Source organism: Microbacterium sp. KSW4-4, assembly GCF_023091185.1.
GTDB lineage: Bacteria > Actinomycetota > Actinomycetes > Actinomycetales > Microbacteriaceae > Microbacterium > Microbacterium paraoxydans.
In genome coordinates, this window is the sequence record NZ_JAHWXJ010000002.1 from 129,551 (window position 1) to 146,543 (window position 16,993).

General features: G+C 70.4%; 15 protein-coding genes. 8 read left to right on the top strand and 7 right to left on the bottom strand.

Translation table 11 applies throughout. The annotated features are described in order from the left end of the window. Nucleotides 1-96 precede the first annotated feature (96 nt). From KZC57_RS10290 to mnhG, 6 genes are read left to right on the top strand one after another with little or no spacing between them, the layout of a single operon-like run. Nucleotides 97-3,069, top strand: a complete 2,973-nt coding sequence (locus KZC57_RS10290) for a Na+/H+ antiporter subunit A (RefSeq protein WP_247641669.1) — start codon at nt 97-99, stop codon at nt 3,067-3,069. Beyond that, nucleotides 3,069-3,647, top strand: a complete 579-nt coding sequence (locus tag KZC57_RS10295) for a Na(+)/H(+) antiporter subunit C (protein ID WP_247641670.1) — start codon at nt 3,069-3,071, stop codon at nt 3,645-3,647. The genes KZC57_RS10290 and KZC57_RS10295 overlap by 1 nt, the downstream gene beginning before the upstream one ends. Then, complete coding sequence (locus tag KZC57_RS10300) at nt 3,644-5,197, top strand: Na+/H+ antiporter subunit D (protein ID WP_060922025.1); 1,554 nt, start codon at nt 3,644-3,646, stop codon at nt 5,195-5,197. Before KZC57_RS10295 ends, KZC57_RS10300 begins: the two co-directional genes overlap by 4 nt. Continuing rightward, nucleotides 5,194-5,787: a Na+/H+ antiporter subunit E gene (locus KZC57_RS10305; RefSeq protein WP_060922024.1), complete on the top strand. Its 594-nt coding sequence runs from the start codon at nt 5,194-5,196 to the stop codon at nt 5,785-5,787. Before KZC57_RS10300 ends, KZC57_RS10305 begins: the two co-directional genes overlap by 4 nt. Further along, nucleotides 5,784-6,053 (top strand): monovalent cation/H+ antiporter complex subunit F, encoded by a 270-nt coding sequence (locus tag KZC57_RS10310; protein ID WP_025105196.1) that lies wholly within the window; start codon nt 5,784-5,786, stop codon nt 6,051-6,053. Before KZC57_RS10305 ends, KZC57_RS10310 begins: the two co-directional genes overlap by 4 nt. Further along, the gene (gene mnhG / locus KZC57_RS10315) at nt 6,050-6,439 is read left to right on the top strand and encodes a monovalent cation/H(+) antiporter subunit G (RefSeq protein ID WP_144881617.1); all 390 of its coding nucleotides are present in this window, start codon (nt 6,050-6,052) and stop codon (nt 6,437-6,439) included. Before KZC57_RS10310 ends, mnhG begins: the two co-directional genes overlap by 4 nt. Before the next feature lie 66 nt (nt 6,440-6,505). Here the strand turns inward: mnhG and KZC57_RS10320 are convergent, their stop codons facing one another. The 5 genes from KZC57_RS10320 to KZC57_RS10340 all read right to left on the bottom strand — a co-directional run bounded on the left by KZC57_RS10320 (nt 6,506) and on the right by KZC57_RS10340 (nt 13,331). Then, nucleotides 6,506-7,267, bottom strand: a complete 762-nt coding sequence (locus KZC57_RS10320; RefSeq protein ID WP_105948977.1) for an alpha/beta fold hydrolase — start codon at nt 7,265-7,267, stop codon at nt 6,506-6,508. 35 nt (nt 7,268-7,302) lie between these two features. Next, nucleotides 7,303-9,945, bottom strand: coding sequence for a penicillin acylase family protein (locus tag KZC57_RS10325; RefSeq protein WP_144881615.1), 2,643 nt, complete (start codon nt 9,943-9,945; stop codon nt 7,303-7,305). Nucleotides 9,946-10,078: 133 nt separating this feature from the next. After that, nucleotides 10,079-11,914, bottom strand: coding sequence for a YhgE/Pip family protein (locus KZC57_RS10330; protein ID WP_247641671.1), 1,836 nt, complete (start codon nt 11,912-11,914; stop codon nt 10,079-10,081). Next, nucleotides 11,911-12,708, bottom strand: coding sequence for a hypothetical protein (locus KZC57_RS10335; protein WP_247641672.1), 798 nt, complete (start codon nt 12,706-12,708; stop codon nt 11,911-11,913). The genes KZC57_RS10330 and KZC57_RS10335 overlap by 4 nt, the downstream gene beginning before the upstream one ends. Then, nucleotides 12,705-13,331: a TetR/AcrR family transcriptional regulator gene (locus tag KZC57_RS10340; RefSeq protein ID WP_247641673.1), complete on the bottom strand. Its 627-nt coding sequence runs from the start codon at nt 13,329-13,331 to the stop codon at nt 12,705-12,707. The genes KZC57_RS10335 and KZC57_RS10340 overlap by 4 nt, the downstream gene beginning before the upstream one ends. Before the next feature lie 201 nt (nt 13,332-13,532). Here KZC57_RS10340 and KZC57_RS10345 point away from each other — a divergent pair, with 201 nt between their 5' ends. Beyond that, nucleotides 13,533-14,237, top strand: a complete 705-nt coding sequence (locus KZC57_RS10345) for a GntR family transcriptional regulator (protein ID WP_247641674.1) — start codon at nt 13,533-13,535, stop codon at nt 14,235-14,237. A gap of 52 nt (nt 14,238-14,289) precedes the next feature. Here KZC57_RS10345 and argG read toward each other — a convergent pair whose 3' ends face one another. Further along, nucleotides 14,290-15,735, bottom strand: coding sequence for an argininosuccinate synthase (argG, locus tag KZC57_RS10350; RefSeq protein ID WP_025105204.1), 1,446 nt, complete (start codon nt 15,733-15,735; stop codon nt 14,290-14,292). Nucleotides 15,736-15,850: 115 nt separating this feature from the next. Between argG and KZC57_RS10355 the strand changes: the two genes are divergently transcribed. Further along, the gene (locus KZC57_RS10355; RefSeq protein WP_062637612.1) at nt 15,851-16,558 is read left to right on the top strand and encodes a ZIP family metal transporter; all 708 of its coding nucleotides are present in this window, start codon (nt 15,851-15,853) and stop codon (nt 16,556-16,558) included. 21 nt (nt 16,559-16,579) lie between these two features. Here KZC57_RS10355 and KZC57_RS10360 read toward each other — a convergent pair whose 3' ends face one another. After that, a complete protein-coding gene (locus KZC57_RS10360) occupies nt 16,580-16,987 on the bottom strand; it encodes a pyridoxamine 5'-phosphate oxidase family protein (RefSeq protein ID WP_060922018.1) in 408 nt (135 codons plus the stop codon). Nucleotides 16,988-16,993: the final 6 nt, after the last annotated feature.

Sequence of the window (16,993 nt, forward strand, 5' to 3'; positions counted from 1 at the left end):
GGAGCTCGCGGCGCCGACAGGCGTCTCGGCCCGGTAAACTGGACCGACACCGCCCGCCTGAGCCGCACGGCCGACGAGCCCCGAGGAGCCGCGTATATGCTGATGCTCCTCGCAGTGTTCCTTCTCGGGTCGCTCTTGATGCCCGTCCTGGTGCGCTGGCTGGGAGCTCAGGCTTTCGCCGTCGCCGCCCTCGTCCCGGCTGCCGCATTCGTGCACGCGCTCGTGCTCACGCCGCAGGTGCTCGACGGCCCCGTGCCGTTCGTCTCGGTGCCGTGGATCCCGCAGCTCGGACTGAACCTGTCCATGAACATGGACGTCCTCGGGTGGGTTCTCACGCTCATCGTCACGGGCGTCGGCGCGCTCGTGCTCCTCTACTGCCGCTGGTACTTCCACGACGAGGCCGCCGGCATCGGGCAGTTCGCGGGCGTCCTCCTCGCGTTCGCGGGGGCGATGTACGGCCTCGTCCTCACCGACGACCTCGTGATGCTCGTGATGTTCTGGGAGGCCACGAGCATCCTCTCCTACCTCCTCATCGGTCACTACCGTCGCCGCGCCGCCAGCCGCCGTGCCGCGCTGCAGGCCCTCCTCGTGACCACCCTGGGCGGACTGGTGATGTTCGTCGGCGTCGTGCTGCTCGTCGTCGACACCGGGACGTCGAGCATCCGGGAGATCCTCGCCATCGCGCCGACCGGCCCGATCGTCGATGCGGCGATCGTCATGCTCCTGATCGGCGCCATCAGCAAGTCGGCGCTGTTCCCCTTCCACTTCTGGCTTCCCGGCGCCATGGCGGCCCCGACCCCGGTCAGCGCCTACCTGCACGCCGCAGCCATGGTGAAGGCGGGCATCTACCTCATCGCCCGCTTCGCGCCCATCTTCGCCTTCAGCCCGACGTGGCGGCCGATCGTGCTCACGCTCGGCATCCTCACGATGCTGCTCGGCGGCATCCAGGCGCTGCGGGAGACCGACCTCAAGCGCGTGCTCGCGTTCGGCACCGTGAGCCAGCTCGGCTTCTTCGCGGTCGTCGTCGGCTACGGCACGCAGGCGGCCGCCCTCGCCGGCCTCGCGCTGGTGATCGGGCACGCGCTGTTCAAGTCGGCGCTGTTCCTCATCGTCGGCGTGATCGACCGGCAGCTCTCCACGCGTGACGTGACCGAGCTCTCCGGCGTCGGCCGCCAGGCACCGGTCATGGCCACGGCCGCGTTCATCGCCGTGGCGTCGATGGCCGGAGTGGCCCCGACCATCGGATTCGTCGCGAAGGAGTCGACGCTCACGGCGCTGCTGGACGATGCACTGGGCGGGTCGGTGTGGGGCCTCGTCGCCCTGATCGGCGTCGCTCTCGGATCCATGCTCACTGCGGCATATGGCGTCCGCTTCCTCTGGGGGGCGTTCTGGACCAAGCGCGATGCCGAAGGACAGCGGCAGCCGGACACGGTCTGGCCCGACCCCCCGGTGGGTTTCCTCTCCGCGCCGATCATCCTCGCCGGAGTGACGCTCGCCGCCGGTATCGGCGCCCCCGCGCTCGACGTCGCCCTCCAGCCGTATGCGCTGACCGCGACGCCGGGACTCGACCACGAGGGGGCAGCCGTCGAGGGACCGGGGCACCTCGCGCTCTGGCACGGCCTCGAGCCCGCCCTCGGCATCTCGATCCTCTCGATCCTGCTCGGCATCGGGCTCTTCCTCCTCACGAGGCGGACCGGGTGGGACCGGCGCCCGCGACTGCTGCCGTTCACGGCGGCCGACGCCTACTACGTGGTGATGCGCGGCATCGACCGGCTGTCGGTGCTGAGCACGACGCTCACCCAGCGCGGTTCGCTGCCCGTGTACGTGGGGACGATCTTCGTCGTCTTCGTCGCCGCCGAGGTCACCGCGCTCGTGGCGAGCGACATCGACCGCTATCAGCTCTCGCTGTGGCACACGCCGGCCCAGCTCGCCGTCGCCCCGATCATGGCCGTGGCCGGCGTCGTGGCGGTGCGCGCCCGCAAGCGCTACACCGGCGTCGTGCTCGCCTCGGTCACCGGTCTCGGCATGGTGGTCCTCTTCGCCACCAGCGGCGCACCGGATCTCGCGCTCACCCAGATCCTCGTCGAGACGGTGACGATGGTGACCTTCGCGCTCGTCCTGCGCCGACTGCCGGCGCGCATGGGCGAGCACAACGCCTCCGTGAGCCGCATCCCGCGCGCTCTCCTCGGCATCGGCGTCGGCCTCACCATGGCGTTCGTGGCCGTCGTCGCGACCCAGTCCCGCGTGGCCGACCCGATCTCGGCGATCTTCCCGGAGATCGCGTACGAGATCGGCCACGGCAAGAACGTCGTGAACGTGGCACTCGTCGACCTCCGCGGCTGGGACACGATGGGCGAGCTCTCCGTGCTCGTGCTCGCCGCGACCGGTGTCGCCTCACTCGTGTTCGTCACGCACCGCGCCGATCTCCTCGCCGCCACGAAGACGCTGCCCCGCTCGGTGCGGAAGTCCGCGCGCAGTCGGCCACTCGTGGAGACCACGGACGGCGTGCGCTTCCAGACCGCGGAGAACCGATCGGCGCCGCGCGCCTGGCTCGTCGGCGGCCAGAAGATGAAGCCGGAGAACCGGTCGATCCTGCTCGAGGTCATCGTCCGCATCCTGTTCCACACGATCATCGTCGTGTCGATCTTCCTGCTCTTCGCCGGGCACAACCTCCCCGGCGGCGGCTTCGCGGGCGGGCTCGTCGCCGGCATGGCGCTCGTCATGCGCTACATCGCGGGAGGGCGCTGGGAGCTGGGTGCCGCGGCGCCGACCGATGCCGGTCGCCTCCTCGGCACGGGCCTGATCCTCGCCGTGGGCACCGCGGTCGTGCCGCTGTTCTTCGGCCTCGCACCGCTCACCAGCACCTTCTGGGAGTGGGAGATCCCCGGCATCGGGCACATGGAGTTCGTCACCTCGACGATCTTCGACATCGGCGTCTACCTCGTCGTGATCGGGCTCGTGCTCGACGTGCTGCGCAGCCTCGGTGCGGAGGTCGACCGGCAGGCGGCGCTCCGCCCCGGCGAGAGCACCGCCGTCGACTTCTCCTCGCGGACCGGGGGGAACGGCTGATGGACGTCTCGCTCGCCCTCATCGCGATCATGGCCGTGCTCTTCGCCTGCGGCGTGTACGCGATGCTGGAGCGCAGCCTCACCCGCGTCCTCATCGGCTTCCTCCTGCTCGGCAACGCCACGAACCTGCTGCTCCTGATCGTGATGGGCGTGCCGGGCAACGCGCCGTTCTTCGGCACCGAGGGCGATCTGAGCGACCCGCTGCCGCAGGCCCTGACGCTCACCGCCATCGTCATCACGTTCGCGGTCTCCGCGTTCCTGCTCGCGCTCATCTACCGGTCGTGGCAGCTCGGCCAGGCGGACACGGTCGAGGACGACGAGGCCGACATCGCGCTGCGCGCGCGCACCGACGAAGACGAAGACCTCATGGACGACGAGTCCGAGACGGACGACGACGACGCCACGACCGACTTCGTGGGCGTGCAGACCGCGCCGATCACCGTCCTGCACATGCGCGACAACCCGGCCATCCACGATGACGCGCCGTATGACGCGCCCTACGTGCCCGAGCCGGAGCCCGAACCCGACGGCGCTGCAGACCGGGACGACGACACGACAGACGGGCAGGGCAGGCCATGACCACGCTCGTCCCGCTCCTCGTCGCCCTGCCGCTCCTCGGTGCGGCGATCACCCTCGTCTTCGGTCGCAACGCGCGCCTGCAGGTGTTCGTCACCGTCGCCACGCTCGCGGTCGTGTCCGTCATCGCGGCCGTGCTGCTCGTCGTCGTCGACGCGGGCTCCCCCCTGGCGGTCTCCGTGGGCGGATGGCCGGTGCCGTTCGGCATCGTCCTCTACGTCGACCGTCTCGCCGCGCTCCTGGTGCTCGTCTCCAGCGTGGTGCTGCTCGCGGTCCTCCTCTTCTCGATCGGTCAGGGTGTGGCCGACGGGGCGGATGAGACCCCGATCTCGATCTTCAACCCCTCGTACCTGATCCTCGCCGCCGGCATCTTCAACGCCTTCATCGCGGGCGACCTGTTCAACCTGTACGTCGGGTTCGAGATCCTCCTCGTGGCCTCCTACGTGCTCATCACCCTGGGCAGCACCGAGTCCCGCATCCGCACCGGTGCCGTCTACATCGTCGTCTCTCTCGTGTCGTCGATCCTGTTCCTCGCGTCGATCGCGATGATCTACGGCGCCCTCGGCACGGTCAACATGGCCCAGATCGCCGAGCGGATGTCGGAGCTCCCGCAGGACACGCAGCTCGTCCTGCACCTCATGCTCGTGGTCGCCTTCGGGATCAAGGCCGCGATCTTCCCCGTGTCGTTCTGGCTGCCCGACTCCTATCCGACGGCCCCCGCGCCGGTCACCGCCGTGTTCGCCGGCCTGCTGACCAAGGTCGGCGTGTACGCGCTGATCCGGACGGAGACCCAGCTCTTCGCCTCGAACAGCATCGACACGCTGCTGCTCATCATCGCGCTGGCGACGATGATCGTCGGTGTCCTCGGCGCCGTCGCGCAGGCCGAGCTCAAGCGGATCCTGTCGTTCACGCTCGTCAGCCACGTCGGCTACATGATCTTCGGTCTCGCGATCGCGACCCCGGCGGCGATCGGCGCGACCGTGTACTACATCGTCCACCACATCGTCGTGCAGACCACCCTGTTCCTCGCGGTGGGGCTCATCGAACGCCGGGCCGGCAGCACCTCCATCCTCCGGGTCAAGGGCCTGCTGAAGATCGCCCCCGTCATCGCCCTGCTGTACTTCATCCCGGCGATCAACCTCGGTGGTCTGCCGCCGTTCTCCGGGTTCATCGGCAAGTTCGCCCTGTTCGAAGCGGCCGCGTCCGTGGGCACTCCGCTCATGATCGTGCTCATCTTCGGCGGCATCATCACGTCGCTGCTCACCCTCTACGCGCTCATGAGGGCCTGGAACCTCGCGTTCTGGCGTGAGGAGGAGGACTCGACCGAGACCGAGGGGCGCATCTCGTACCTCACCGGAGCCCCCGCCGCGGATGAGCAGCAGGAGCGCCGGCACATCCCGAGGATCATGACCGTGGCCACCGCCGGGATGGTCACCGTGACGGTGGCCCTGACGATCTTCGCCGGACCGCTGTACGCTCTGTGCGACCGTATCGGGGCGGGCCTGCTGCAGCCGGTCAACCTCGTCCAGCTGGAAGACGAGGTGGAGGGATGAGCCCCGAGACCAAGAGCGTCTGGCGGGACATCGGCATGCAGCTGCCGTTCCTCGCCTGGCTGATCGTGCTGTGGATGCTGCTGTGGGCCCAGTTCACCGTGCTCTCCTTCCTCACGGGGCTCGTGGTGGCCATCTTCGTGACGCGGGTGTTCCGCCTGCCCACGGTCGAGCTCTCCGGGCGCATCAACCTCTGGTACGGCGCGCTGTTCGTCGTGCAGTTCCTCTTCGCGATCCTCCGTGGCGCGCTCTCGGTGACCGTGCAGGTGTTCGACTTCCGCCGGCAGCCCGGCACCGCCATCATCGCGGTGCCGCTTCGCTATGCCGACGACCTCGTCATGACGCACGTCGCCGTGGTGTCGTCGCTCATCCCGGGCTCCCTGGTGGTCGAGGCCGATCGCGACCGCGGGATCCTCTACCTGCACGTGATCGGCGTGCGCAACCGGGAGGATGTCGAGAAGCAGCGGCAGGGCGTGCTCGGCTGGGAGAAGCGCATCGTCCGGGCGCTCGGCAATCCGACCCAGTACCGGGCGCTCAAGGCCGACGAGCGTGCCGGCCGCATCGACCCCGCGACGATCGGCGGTGCCCGATGAACACCCTGCTCCTCATCATCCTCGCCGTGTTCGGTGTGGCCGCGATCCTCGCTGTCATCCGCATCGTCCGCGGTCCGTCGATCCTCGACCGTGCCGTCGCCGCCGACGTGCTGCTGACCGAGGTCATGTGCGTGCTCGGCGCCGAGATGGCCATCAACGGCCACACCCGCAACATCCCCGTGCTCCTCATCATCGCCGCGGTCGGTGTGTTCGGATCGATCGCGGTCGCCCGGTTCGTCGCGAGAAGGGACAACACGACACCATGAACGTGTTCGGTCTGATGATCCCTGACGCCGTCGTCGACGGGGCGGTGCTCGTGCTCATCCTGCTCGGGGCGATCCTCTGCCTCTCCGCCTCCGTGGGGCTCCTGCACTTCCGCGACGTGCCCACGCGACTGCACGCCGCGACGAAGCCGCAGGTGCTCGGGCTGCTGCTGATCTGCGTCGCGATCGCTCTGTCGCAGCGGTCCGTCGGCGGTGTGCTGTTCGGCCTCGTGCTCGTCGCCCCCGTGGTGCTCATGCAGTTCGCGACCGCGCCTCTGTCCGCGCACATGGTCGGTCGCCAGGCCTACCGCAACGGCACGATCGAGCAGCGGGGTCTCGTCGTCGACGAGCTCGCCGAGTCGAAGCAGACCCCTCCCGCCGCCGGCTGACCCTTTCGAATCGCGCACTGTGCTCCATTTCGGCCGCCGATGCCGCACAGTGAGCGATTCGAAGGGTCAGGTGCGGGCGGCGAAGGCCTCGATGAGGCGGGCGGCGGGCTCGGAGTCGCTGATGAGGGTGCCGTGGCCGTGGTCGGGGATGACGGCCAGCTCCGCGCCGGGGATCGCATCCAGGATCACCTGGCACCAGCTCATCGGGGCCAGCGGGTCGTCCTCGCCGCGCAGCACCAGGACCGGGCAGGCGATGCGGACGAAGGCCTTCTCCGGCTTGTGGACGATGGTCGCGCGCATCTTGCGGATCAGGTGCGGGCCACCGCGGAGGTACTCGCGGGCGCCGCGCCAGATCACGAGCGGCCGTTCGCCCACGAGGTCCTGGAGCAGGTATCGGGCCTGCGCGCCGACGTTCCTGGCCGCCTTGTCGACGGTGGGTCCCGCCAGCACGACGCCGGCGACGAGCTCGGGATGCCGGGCGGCGAGCTCCGCGGCGATCTGACTCCCCATCGAGTGCCCGATCACCACGACCGGATCCGCGTCGACGTGACGGAGGTACGCGGCCACGAGGTCGGCGTGCCGCTGCATGGTCAGCGTGCGCGTGGGCTCGGGGGCCTCACCGAAGCCCGGGAGGTCGAGCGCGATCACCCGCCCCTGCAGCCGCTGGGTGAGGTCGAGGTAGACGCTGCGGCCCATGCCGATGCCGTGCAACAGGAGGTAGGTGGGCGGTCCGTCGCCGAAGGTCTCGGCGATCAGGGTCGCTCCTGCGTGCTCGAACTCGAGGAGGGTGGCCGGCGTCCCCTTCGGGGCGAGGTAGCTGGTGGGCACGTGTCCACGCTAGCCGAGCACCCTCCACGCGCCTCTCAGCCGGCGGGGGTGAGCGTCAGGGTGTCGACCGCGGCCGCCTTCACGGCCTTCGGAGTGAACGCCCATGGCCGCTGCACTCCCGTGGACCAGTCCTTCGTCTGATCGACGTAGTGCTCGTGGAACGCGTGGCCGGAGGCACCCGTGAGGTGGATCCAGGTCGAGTCGTCGAAGTCCGCGAGGTCGACGACCATCCGCATGGACGGGACGGTGGTGGTGGCGTACGAGACGCCGAGCTGCCACCCGGTCGCATCGACCACGGAAGCCCCGCCCCCGACCGGATACGGGCCACGGTTGAACAGGGCCTCGATCGGCGCGATGCCGGACGACCCGAAGGTGTCGCTGGTGAGTGTCAGGGCGTGCAGGTCGCCCCAGTTCCATCGGGCGACATCCGTGCCCTGGATCCCGGACAGCTCGTCGTACGCCTCTTCAGCCGACAGCGCGAGCATCGCGTCTCGCCCCTCGACGTCGAGACGCGGGTTGCTCCACAGCGGGTCCTCGGGGTCATCGAGCATCGCTCCGACGACGGTGAACAGGCGGCCCTGGCCGTCGATGGGCAGGGGCTGCTCGCGCTCCGCGAAGATGTTCTGCACCAGGTTCGACCACAGCACGTTCGCGTACGCGGCTCCGGCCGAGGAGGCGCTGTTCTGCGCGTCCCAGCCGCGGAGCAGCTCGACGGCCTGCTGCGGCCCCTCGCCCTCGACCTCGATGTCCCCCATCGCGGCGGCGAGCTGCTTGCCGATCCACATCTCGCCGTCCATCTGGATGTCGCGCATGTCCTGCGCAGTCAGCGGGCCGGCGGCGGCGCGTCGTTCGATGAGGTGGGCGATGCGGGCGGCGCGGTAGCCCTGGTCCCAGTCCCGGGAGAGGAAGTGCTCGTAGTCGTCGGTGACGATGGCGTTGTTGGCGGTGACGATGTACCCCGAGCTCGGGTTGTACGACACGGGCAGCTCCTCGAACGGGATATAGCCGGTCCAGTCGTAGCTGCTGTCCCAGCCGGGCTGCGGCATCCAGCCGTCGCCGGCTCCGCGGATCGGGAGGCGGCCGGGGGTCTGGTAGCCGATGTTGCCGTCGACGTCGGCGTAGATGAGGTTCTGCGCCGGCACGTCGAACAGGGAGGCCGCGCGGCGGAAGTCCTCGAAGTCCTGGGCGGTCGACAGCGCGAAGATCGCCGTCGCAGTCGTGCCCGGGTCGAGCGCCGTCCACCGCAGGCTCACGGCGTACTCGGCGGCATCGGAGCCCGGGACGGCGGGGACGCTGCCCCCGGCGGTGAGCCCAGGCGTCGGATCGTCCGCGATCGCCGTGAAGTCGCCCGTGAGGCCGGAGATGATCGGTCCGTGCACGGTGGACCGGATGGTGAGCTCGATGTCGTCCCCGCCGGCGACCTCGATGGTCTCGGTGCTCTCCTCCAGCGGCACGAGCTCGCCGTCCCGCCAGTAGGAGTCGCCCTCGATGCGCTCGACATACAGGTCGGTGACATCGGTGGTGAGGTTGGTGAAGCCCCACGCCACGCGCTGATTGTGGCCGATGACGATGCCGGGCAGGCCGGAGAACGAGAAACCGCCCACGTCGAACGGGCAGTCCTCGTCCACCGTCGAGCACTTGAGCTGCACCTGGTACCAGACTGACGGGAGCGAGGCGCCGAGGTGCGGGTCGTTGGCGAGCAGCGGCATGCCGGATTCGGTGAGGTCACCGGAGACCACCCAGGAGTTGGAGCCGATGCCCTCCCCGACATCGCCCACGAGCACGCTCGCCGCTTCGATGACGGAGGACGTCTCCTTCCACTCCACCGTGGTGAGCGCCTGCTGTGCCTCGCCGTCGCCCTCGGACACCGTGAACGCCGCGGGCTCGGCGCCGGTCTCCAGCGGCGGGACGGTGGAGATGGTGGGCACGATCACCGGGTTCCGGTCGAAGGGGTAGTCCGGGTAGAGCGTGCCGAGGAGTCCGTCCACGTCGGCGTCCGGGTCGTCGGCGAGCTGCCCCGCGAGCAGTGCGCGCTCGGTCTCGTCCTCGACGTTGGTGCGGAGATCCCAGGCCATCGCCTTCAGCCACGCCACCGAGTCCGCCGGCTCCCACGGCTCCGGCTCGTAGTCGGGGTTCTGCAGCCCGAGGACGGCGTACTCGAGCGACAGCTCCGCGCCCGAACGGGAGGACAGGTAGGCGTTGACGCCGTCCGCGTAGGCCTCGTAGTAGCCGCGGGTGACGTCGTCCATCGCCTCCACCTCGGCCTCGGCGGTGGTGCGCCAGCCCAGCGTGCGCAGGAATGCGTCGGTACCGGCCTGGGAGGCGCCGAACAGCTCGGCGACCCGGCCGGAGGTGACGTGTCGGCGGAAGTCCATCTCGAAGAACCGGTCCTGCGCGTGCACGAAACCTTCGGCGAAGAAGAGGTCGTCCGAGGAGTCGGCGGTGATCGTGGGCACGCCGCTGGCGTCGCGCTGCACGGTGACGTCCGCCTTCAGCCCTGCGAGCGCGGTCGACCCGGAGGTCTGCGGGAAGGAGCGCTGGATGGTCCAGGTCACGAAGAACGCGCCTGCGACGGCCACCACCACCAGCGCGGCGATCACGACGAACGCGATGCGTCCGATGCGGGCGGCCAGAGAAGGACGCGGGGAAACAGCGGACGCCGTCGAATCGGTCATCATCGTCGAGAACTCTTTCGGGTAGCCAGGTGGGACTCAGTCCCACCGAGCCCCAGTACGCGTTTCACGGGTACGCGCTCTCGCATCATAGCCGCCCCGCGCTCGCCGCGGGACGGTCCGCGGCGAGCGGGAGGGCTCAGCCGATGAGGCTGGGCTGCAGATCGCGGAGCGTCCGGCGATGCGTCATGCGGGTCACCCCGATCATCGCCAGCAGCAGCGCCCCGACGAGCCAGGCGCCGAGCACCGCCAGGTCCCAGCCCGCGCGGGCGTAGTCGCCGCCGTACATGAGTTGTCGCATGGCGTCGACGACGTAGCCGAGGGGCAGCACATGGTGCAGCGCGGCCAGTGGGCCGGGCAGCGTCTGCCAGGGGAACGTGCCGCCCGCTGTGACGAGCTGCAGCACCATGAGCACGAGGCCGAGGAACTGCCCCACGGAGCCGAGCCAGACGTTGAGGGCGAGGATGATTGCGGCGAACGTGGCCGAGGCGAACATCATCACCCCGAGCGTGCCGAGCGGATGGTCGAACGTGAAACCGAGCGTCAGCGCCAGGATGCCCATCAACCCGAGCATCTGCACGGCACCGAGCATTGCCGGGGTCAGCCAGCCCGCCAGCGTGATCCGGATCGGGGAGTGCAGCGCCGTGACGGCGCGACGGGAGATCGGCTTCACGATGAGGAACAGCGCGTAGATGCCGATCCACGCGGAGAGGGCGGCGAAGAAGGGGGCGAGGCCCGCGCCGTAGTCCTCGGCGGAGGCGACTTTGTCGCTGGACACCTTCACCGGGTCCGCGATCGTGTCGGCTTGCAGGGAGCGCAGGTCGGGGGTGGAGGCGGGGATCGCCTGCACGCCGTCGGCGAGCCCGTCCCGCAGCTCCGCGGTCCCGGAGGACAGCGTCTGCAGGCCGTCGCGCAGTTGGGCGGCGCCTGAGTTCGCCGCGGCCGCTCCCGTCGCGAGGGTGCCGGCGCCGCCGGCGAGCTCGCTCGCCCCCGATGCCACGGACGCAGACCCGGCGGCGAGCTGGTCGACCTTCCCGACGGCGTCCCGCACCTGGGCGTTGCCCTCCTCGATCCGGGCGCCGAGAGGGTCCAGGCGGGCGAGCACCGCGTCGATCTCCTCGGGCGCGAGTCCCTGCTCGGTGAGGACGTCGGTGATGTCCGCGCGCACCTGCGGCAGCGCATTCGTCGCCTCCTGCACCGCGGCTCCGGCCCGATCGGCGACGTCGGCGAGTTGGCGGTTGCCCGCGCTCACCTGCTGGGCACCGTCGGCGAGCGTCTTGGCCCCGGAGGCGAGTTGTGCCGAGCCGTCGGCGAGCTTCGCGGTGCCCTCGGCGAGCGTCGTGCTCCCGGAGGCGGCGCTGCGTGCGCCGTCGACGAGCTGTGTGGCGCCGTCGGTCGCGGAGATCAGGTTGTCGCGCACGTCGCTGAGGCCCGTCAGCAGTCGCTCCGCGGCCTCGCTGCCGACCATCTCGGCGACGGAGCTGCGGATCTTCTCGACGGCCTGCGATCCCATCGACGAGGCGAGGTAGTTGTTCGCGTCGTTGGTCTCCAGCTCGATTCGGGCTTGATGCGGATCGTCGCCTGCGGCGGAGGTGAGGGCGGCGGAGAAGTCCGAGGGGATCGTCACGGTGAAATCGACCTCGCCGTGGCGCAGCGCATCGGCGGCCTCGTCCTCGGTCATACGCTGCCAGTCGAAGGCGTTCCCCTCGATGAGGTTCTCCGCCACGTCCTCGCCGTAGTTGACGGTCTCATCGGTCGCCGCTTCCGTGCCGGTCGTCGGGGCGGGAGCGCCCTCGTCGTCGACCACCAGGGCCACGGGGACCTCGGAGAATTTCGCGTACGGATCCTGGTTCGCCCAGAGGTAGAGGCCGCCGTAGAGGATCGGCACGCAGATGAGGGCCACGAGGGCGAGGATGCCCATCCGGCTCGCGGTCAGGCGGCGGAGCTCGGCGGCGATCATGGCGGGAACCTTCATCGCGCTTCTCCTTCCTCGTCGGTCGTGGGTTCGTCGTCGGTCGTGGGGTCGTCTTCGGTCGTGGGTTCGTCTTCGGTCGTGGGTTCGTCTTCGGTCGCTGGTTCGTCCGGCGCGGGTTCGCTCTCCTCGGGATCGTCGGTCGCTTCCGGACGCTCGAGCACCAGAGGCTCGATCGGTCCGGACGCGTTGATCGCATCGAACTCGTGCATGCGCTCGAGGGCGACGGCGGCGGAACCGCCGACGATCACGAGCATCGCGTACCCGCGGTCCGCGAACTCGGCCGCGATGCGCCACCATCCGTCCGGGCTGCCGCCGTGACGATCCGGGGCGACGAGCACGATGCCCTCGACGCCCTCGCGGAGCACGGCGAGCTCGCACAGGATGCGCACGCGGGCGGCCGGGTCGACCGAGCCGATGGGGACGGAGGCGAGCTCCTGGTATCCGACCCGCCCGAGCCAGCGGCGAGCGTGGAGCGGGGTCGCGCCACGTCCGGCGAACATCAGCTCCTCGCCGACCACCCCGGCGAGGGTGATGTCCGGGTGCGGATCGCTGACGTCCGGGGCGTCCACGAGGGCGACGCGGCGGCGCAGCTCCTTCGGACTCGCCGCCGCATCGATCGTGACGCGGCCCGTGTCCGGACGCATCCGCCCGCTCGCGATGAGGCCGAGCACGGTCGGCCGCTGCTCGGTCTCCGCGAGCGCGTAGCGGACGGCGCCGGAGTGGAACTCGAGACTCATGGACGGAAGCGCCTGGCCGGCGCGGCCCTTGCTGACGCCGTTCAGCGTGATCCTCATGCGCGGACCTCCTCGTGGTCGGCGGCGATGTCCGGATGGGCGCTCAGCAGTTCGTCCGCCTCGCGCCAGGAGAGTCCGGCGATGCTGAGCACGGCCCGGACCGCGAGGTCCTCGGCGCCGCTGCTCTGCACGTCGGTGCGGGAGACGACGGTGCGCGCCATCTCCTCGATCAGCCGGGCGAGCGTGGGACCGGCGAGGTCCGTCCGGAAGCTGCCGTCCTGCTGCCCCCTTCGCACGAGGGCGGCGACACTCCGGCGCAGCGGCGCCAGGGCGGCGGCGGTGTGCTCCACGTGCGCCTCGTCGAGGGCGAGCGCGGCGGCGACCTGGATGTGCGCCGCCTCCTCCCAGAGCCGGGCGGCCAGCCGGGCCAGGGCGAGGCGGGCGTCCGGCTCGTCGATGGAGGCCGCGATGGCGTTGAAGCGCTGGGCGCCGGTGGAGACGAGTTCCCGGATCAGGGCGTCCCGATCCTCGAAGTGCCCGTAGAGGGTGCGGCGGGACAGGCCCGCGGCCCTGGCTATCGCGTCGAGGGAGGCGTGCGGGTCGGTGGCGATGGCGCTGCGGGCCGCGGAGAGGATGCCGGCGCGGTTCTCCGCGGCGTCGCGACGAAGGGCGCGAGTGGTCATCCGTCCATGGTAATAACATGCACAGAGCTGTGCAAGATAATTCAGCAACCTCGCAGTGTGCTGCTCCCGCGGTCGGCCGTCGAGTCTCCTCCGGGGTGCACCGTGGTATGTTACGCGTCGCGCTTCGGCGCATTCTCAGAGGAGAGACCGGTCCGGACCGGGACTCCGGCGGGATCGGTCCTGGAACGGCGGGGGGACGCCATGATCGAGAAGAAGAACGACGTGCATGCCGGGAGCGGGGCACCGGCGGGGGATCGGCACGGTGGTCTGCAGGGCAGGCTGACCGATGCGATCGTCTCGGGCGCGCTCGCTCCGGGGACACGGGTGGACGAGCGCGGGCTCGCGGCCGCCTTCGGTGCCGGGCCGGCAGAGGTCCTCCGGGCCCTGGACGGCCTCGCCGCCGCCGGCCTCATCGCGGTGCGCCGCGACGGCACACGGTGGGTGACCGCGCTCGATGGCGACCGGGCGCGCGATGTGGTGGCTCTGTTCGGCGACGTCTGGATCGGCTCGGTCCGGCGCACGATGGCGCTGCTCCGCACCGACGACCTCGCGTATCTCGACGAGCTCGTCGACGATGTGGCGCTGGCGGTGCGGTGGCGGGACGGCTCGGCCTTCGGCGGCGGCCTGCGCGCTCTCGCCGTCGCTTTCGCCCGGATCGAGGGCAACACGGAGCGGGCTGAGCTCGTCGGGAGTCTCGGGACGCTTCTCGAGTGCGTCGCCCGTCGTGCCGGGAGCGTCTTCGACTGGTCGGATGTGCGTACGTCGGTCGCCCGGATCGCCGTGGTGCTCGCCGAACGCGACGCCACGGCGATGCGCACCGCCCTCATGGACCTGTTCGACGATGTGCTGCCGGGAATCGTGGACCGTGCGGTGACGCCGGCTCTCCCGCTCGCCGCGGCGTCCTGATCGCCGGACGCGGGACGGGCGCCCCGGTGACCGCGGCGCCCGTCCCGTGTGCTCAGTCGGTGCCGGAGTCGAAGGCCGCGCGCTCGGAAGCGGTGTCGACGGCGTCCGCGAGGTTCTCGTCGGCCTCCGAGATCGAGCCGTGCACGGACTCGGTGATCTCGGCGGACTCGCCGGCGGTGACCCGGCCGACGAGCTCGCCCGTCGCGCCGCCGACGAGGCCGAGGCCCGCGTACTGCTCCAGGCGCGCACGGGAGTCGGCGATGTCGAGGTTGCGCATCGTGAGCTGGCCGATCCGGTCCACGGGGCCGAAGGCGGCGTCGCCGACGCGCTCCATCGACAGCTTCTCCGGCCCGTAGGACAGGTTCGGGGAGACCGTGTCGAGGATCGTCCAGTCGTCGCCGCGGCGCAGGCGGATCGTCACGGTGCCCGAGATCGTCGAGCCGACCCAGCGCTGGATGGACTCGCGGAGCATGAGCGACTGCGGCTCGAGCCAGCGGCCCTCGTACATGAGGCGGCCGAGGCGGCGACCCTGCTCGTGGTACGTCGCGAGGGTGTCCTCGTTGAGGATGCCGTTGACGAGGCGCTCGTACGCGATGAAGAGCAGCGCCATGGCCGGGGCCTCGTAGATACCGCGCGACTTCGCCTCGATGATGCGGTTCTCGATCTGGTCGCTCATGCCGAGGCCGTGGCGCCCGCCGATCGCGTTCGCCTCCTGCACCAGGGCCACCGGGTCGCTGAACTCGACGCCGTTGATCGCGACCGGACGGCCGCCCTCGAACGTCACCGAGACGTCCTCGGTCTCGATGGCGACGGACGGATCCCAGAACTTCACGCCCATGATCGGGTCGACGGTCTCCAGCGAGACGTCGAGGTGCTCGAGCGTCTTCGCCTCGTGGGTCGCGCCCCAGATGTTCGCGTCCGTCGAGTAGGCCTTCTCGGCCGAGTCGCGGTAGGGGAAGCCGTGTGCGACGAGCCACTCGCTCATCTCCTGCCGACCGCCGAGCTCGGTGACGAAGTCCGCGTCGAGCCAGGGCTTGTAGATGCGCAGGCGGGGGTTGGCGAGCAGACCGTAGCGGTAGAACCGCTCGATGTCGTTGCCCTTGTAGGTCGAGCCGTCGCCCCAGATGTCGACGCCGTCCTCGCGCATCGCGCGCACGAGCAGCGTGCCGGTGACCGCGCGGCCCAGGGGCGTGGTGTTGAAGTAGGTCTTGCCGCCGGAGCGGATGTGGAAGGCGCCGCAGGAGAGTGCGACGAAGCCCTCCTCGACCAGCGCCGTCTTGCAGTCGATGAGGCGCGAGGCCTCGGCGCCGTACTCCAGCGCGCGCCCGGGGATCGAGGCGATGTCGTCCTCGTCGTACTGCCCCAGGTCGCCGGTGTAGGTGAAGGGCACAGCGCCCTTGTCGCGCATCCAGGCGACGGCGACGGAGGTGTCGAGTCCTCCGGAGAAGGCGATGCCGACGCGCTCGCCGACGGGCAGGGACTGGAGGACCTTGGACATGGCTCCCAGTCTATCGGCGCGCGACCCACCCCCTTTCGTGTGTTCCGGCCCTTTTCGCACGCACGCAGGGGGGTGGCTCGCGCGAAAAGGGGTGGGTCGACGGGAAGATGGGCGCATGGGTGGAGCGATTCTGTGGGGAGCCGTCGCGGCGGCGCCGCTGTTCGTCGGTGCGGTGCTCGCGATGCTGCGCACCTGGCCGCCGCGGTGGCTGGGCATCGTCCTGGGCTTCGGCGCCGGAGCCCTGATGGCCTCGATCGCCTTCGAGCTCTGGGAGGAGGGGCTCGACCGCGGCGGTCCCATCCCGCTCGTCACCGGCGTCGCCCTCGGTGCCCTCAGCTACTACATCGCCGCCCGCATCCTCGACGCCAGGGCTGCCAGGAAGAAGGGCGAAGCTGGGGGAGGTCAGCTCGCGGTGGGGGCCCTCCTCGACGGGATCCCGGAGCAGCTCGTCCTCGGCATCGGTCTCGCCTCGGGGGAGCCGGTGAGCATCGCGCTCGTCGTCGCCATCCTCGTCTCGAACCTCCCGGAGTCCATCGGCTCCGCCGCCGACCTGCTCGACGGCGGCATGCGACGGAGCAGGGTGCTGCTTCTGTGGGCCGGGGTCGCCGTGGTGTGCGCGCTCGCCACCGTCGCCGGATTCGCACTGGCCAGCGTGACCGGCGAGGTCTTCCGCTCCGGGGCGAGCGGTTTCGCCGCGGGCGCCCTGCTCGTCATGCTGGTGGACTCGATGGTTCCGGAAGCGCAGTCGAAGGCGAAGGAGTCCACGGGGCTGGCGACCGTCCTCGGATTCGCGCTCGCCGCGGGTCTCGCCTTCGCGTCCTGAACGGATCGAGGGGGCTGCGGCTCAGACGCCGCCGGTGCGGGCGTCGCGACGGACGCTGCGGCCGGTGATGCGCTCGATACGGAACGACAGCGGGAGGTCCCGGTCGTCTCCGGCCCACGGGTGCACCCGCGCAGCCGCCCCGGCAGCGTCCTCCTCGGGCACCTGCGACAGGACACCGTGCATCAGCACGCTCCACCCCAGGCCGCCGATCGGATCGTGGTAGTCGACCTCGAACGAGACCTCGGCCGACTCGCGGGAGAGCGTCGCCAGGTGGCCGTCCGGTGACGTGCGCAGGAGCAGCTCGTGCCCCGAGACGACGAAGTTCACCGGATGGATCTGCACCAGGCCCTCGTCGACGAATCCGATGCGGCCCACCGTGGTGGTCGCCAGCAACTCGTAGGACTGCTGCTCGTCGAGTTCGTGGATCATGCGGAC

Excerpts from the sequence above, each read along its gene's own strand:
- KZC57_RS10290 (WP_247641669.1), top strand. The coding sequence starts at position 97 with ATGCTGATGCTCCTCGCAGTGTTCCTTCTCGGGTCGCTCTTGATGCCC.
- KZC57_RS10295 (WP_247641670.1), top strand. The coding sequence starts at position 3,069 with ATGGACGTCTCGCTCGCCCTCATCGCGATCATGGCCGTGCTCTTCGCC.
- KZC57_RS10300 (WP_060922025.1), top strand. The coding sequence starts at position 3,644 with ATGACCACGCTCGTCCCGCTCCTCGTCGCCCTGCCGCTCCTCGGTGCG.
- KZC57_RS10305 (WP_060922024.1), top strand. The coding sequence starts at position 5,194 with ATGAGCCCCGAGACCAAGAGCGTCTGGCGGGACATCGGCATGCAGCTG.
- KZC57_RS10310 (WP_025105196.1), top strand. The coding sequence starts at position 5,784 with ATGAACACCCTGCTCCTCATCATCCTCGCCGTGTTCGGTGTGGCCGCG.
- mnhG (WP_144881617.1), top strand. The coding sequence starts at position 6,050 with ATGAACGTGTTCGGTCTGATGATCCCTGACGCCGTCGTCGACGGGGCG.
- KZC57_RS10325 (WP_144881615.1), bottom strand. The coding sequence starts at position 9,945 with ATGATGACCGATTCGACGGCGTCCGCTGTTTCCCCGCGTCCTTCTCTG.
- KZC57_RS10330 (WP_247641671.1), bottom strand. The coding sequence starts at position 11,914 with ATGAAGGTTCCCGCCATGATCGCCGCCGAGCTCCGCCGCCTGACCGCG.
- KZC57_RS10335 (WP_247641672.1), bottom strand. The coding sequence starts at position 12,708 with ATGAGGATCACGCTGAACGGCGTCAGCAAGGGCCGCGCCGGCCAGGCG.
- KZC57_RS10340 (WP_247641673.1), bottom strand. The coding sequence starts at position 13,331 with ATGACCACTCGCGCCCTTCGTCGCGACGCCGCGGAGAACCGCGCCGGC.
- KZC57_RS10345 (WP_247641674.1), top strand. The coding sequence starts at position 13,533 with ATGATCGAGAAGAAGAACGACGTGCATGCCGGGAGCGGGGCACCGGCG.
- argG (WP_025105204.1), bottom strand. The coding sequence starts at position 15,735 with ATGTCCAAGGTCCTCCAGTCCCTGCCCGTCGGCGAGCGCGTCGGCATC.
- KZC57_RS10355 (WP_062637612.1), top strand. The coding sequence starts at position 15,851 with ATGGGTGGAGCGATTCTGTGGGGAGCCGTCGCGGCGGCGCCGCTGTTC.
- KZC57_RS10360 (WP_060922018.1), bottom strand. The coding sequence starts at position 16,987 with ATGATCCACGAACTCGACGAGCAGCAGTCCTACGAGTTGCTGGCGACC.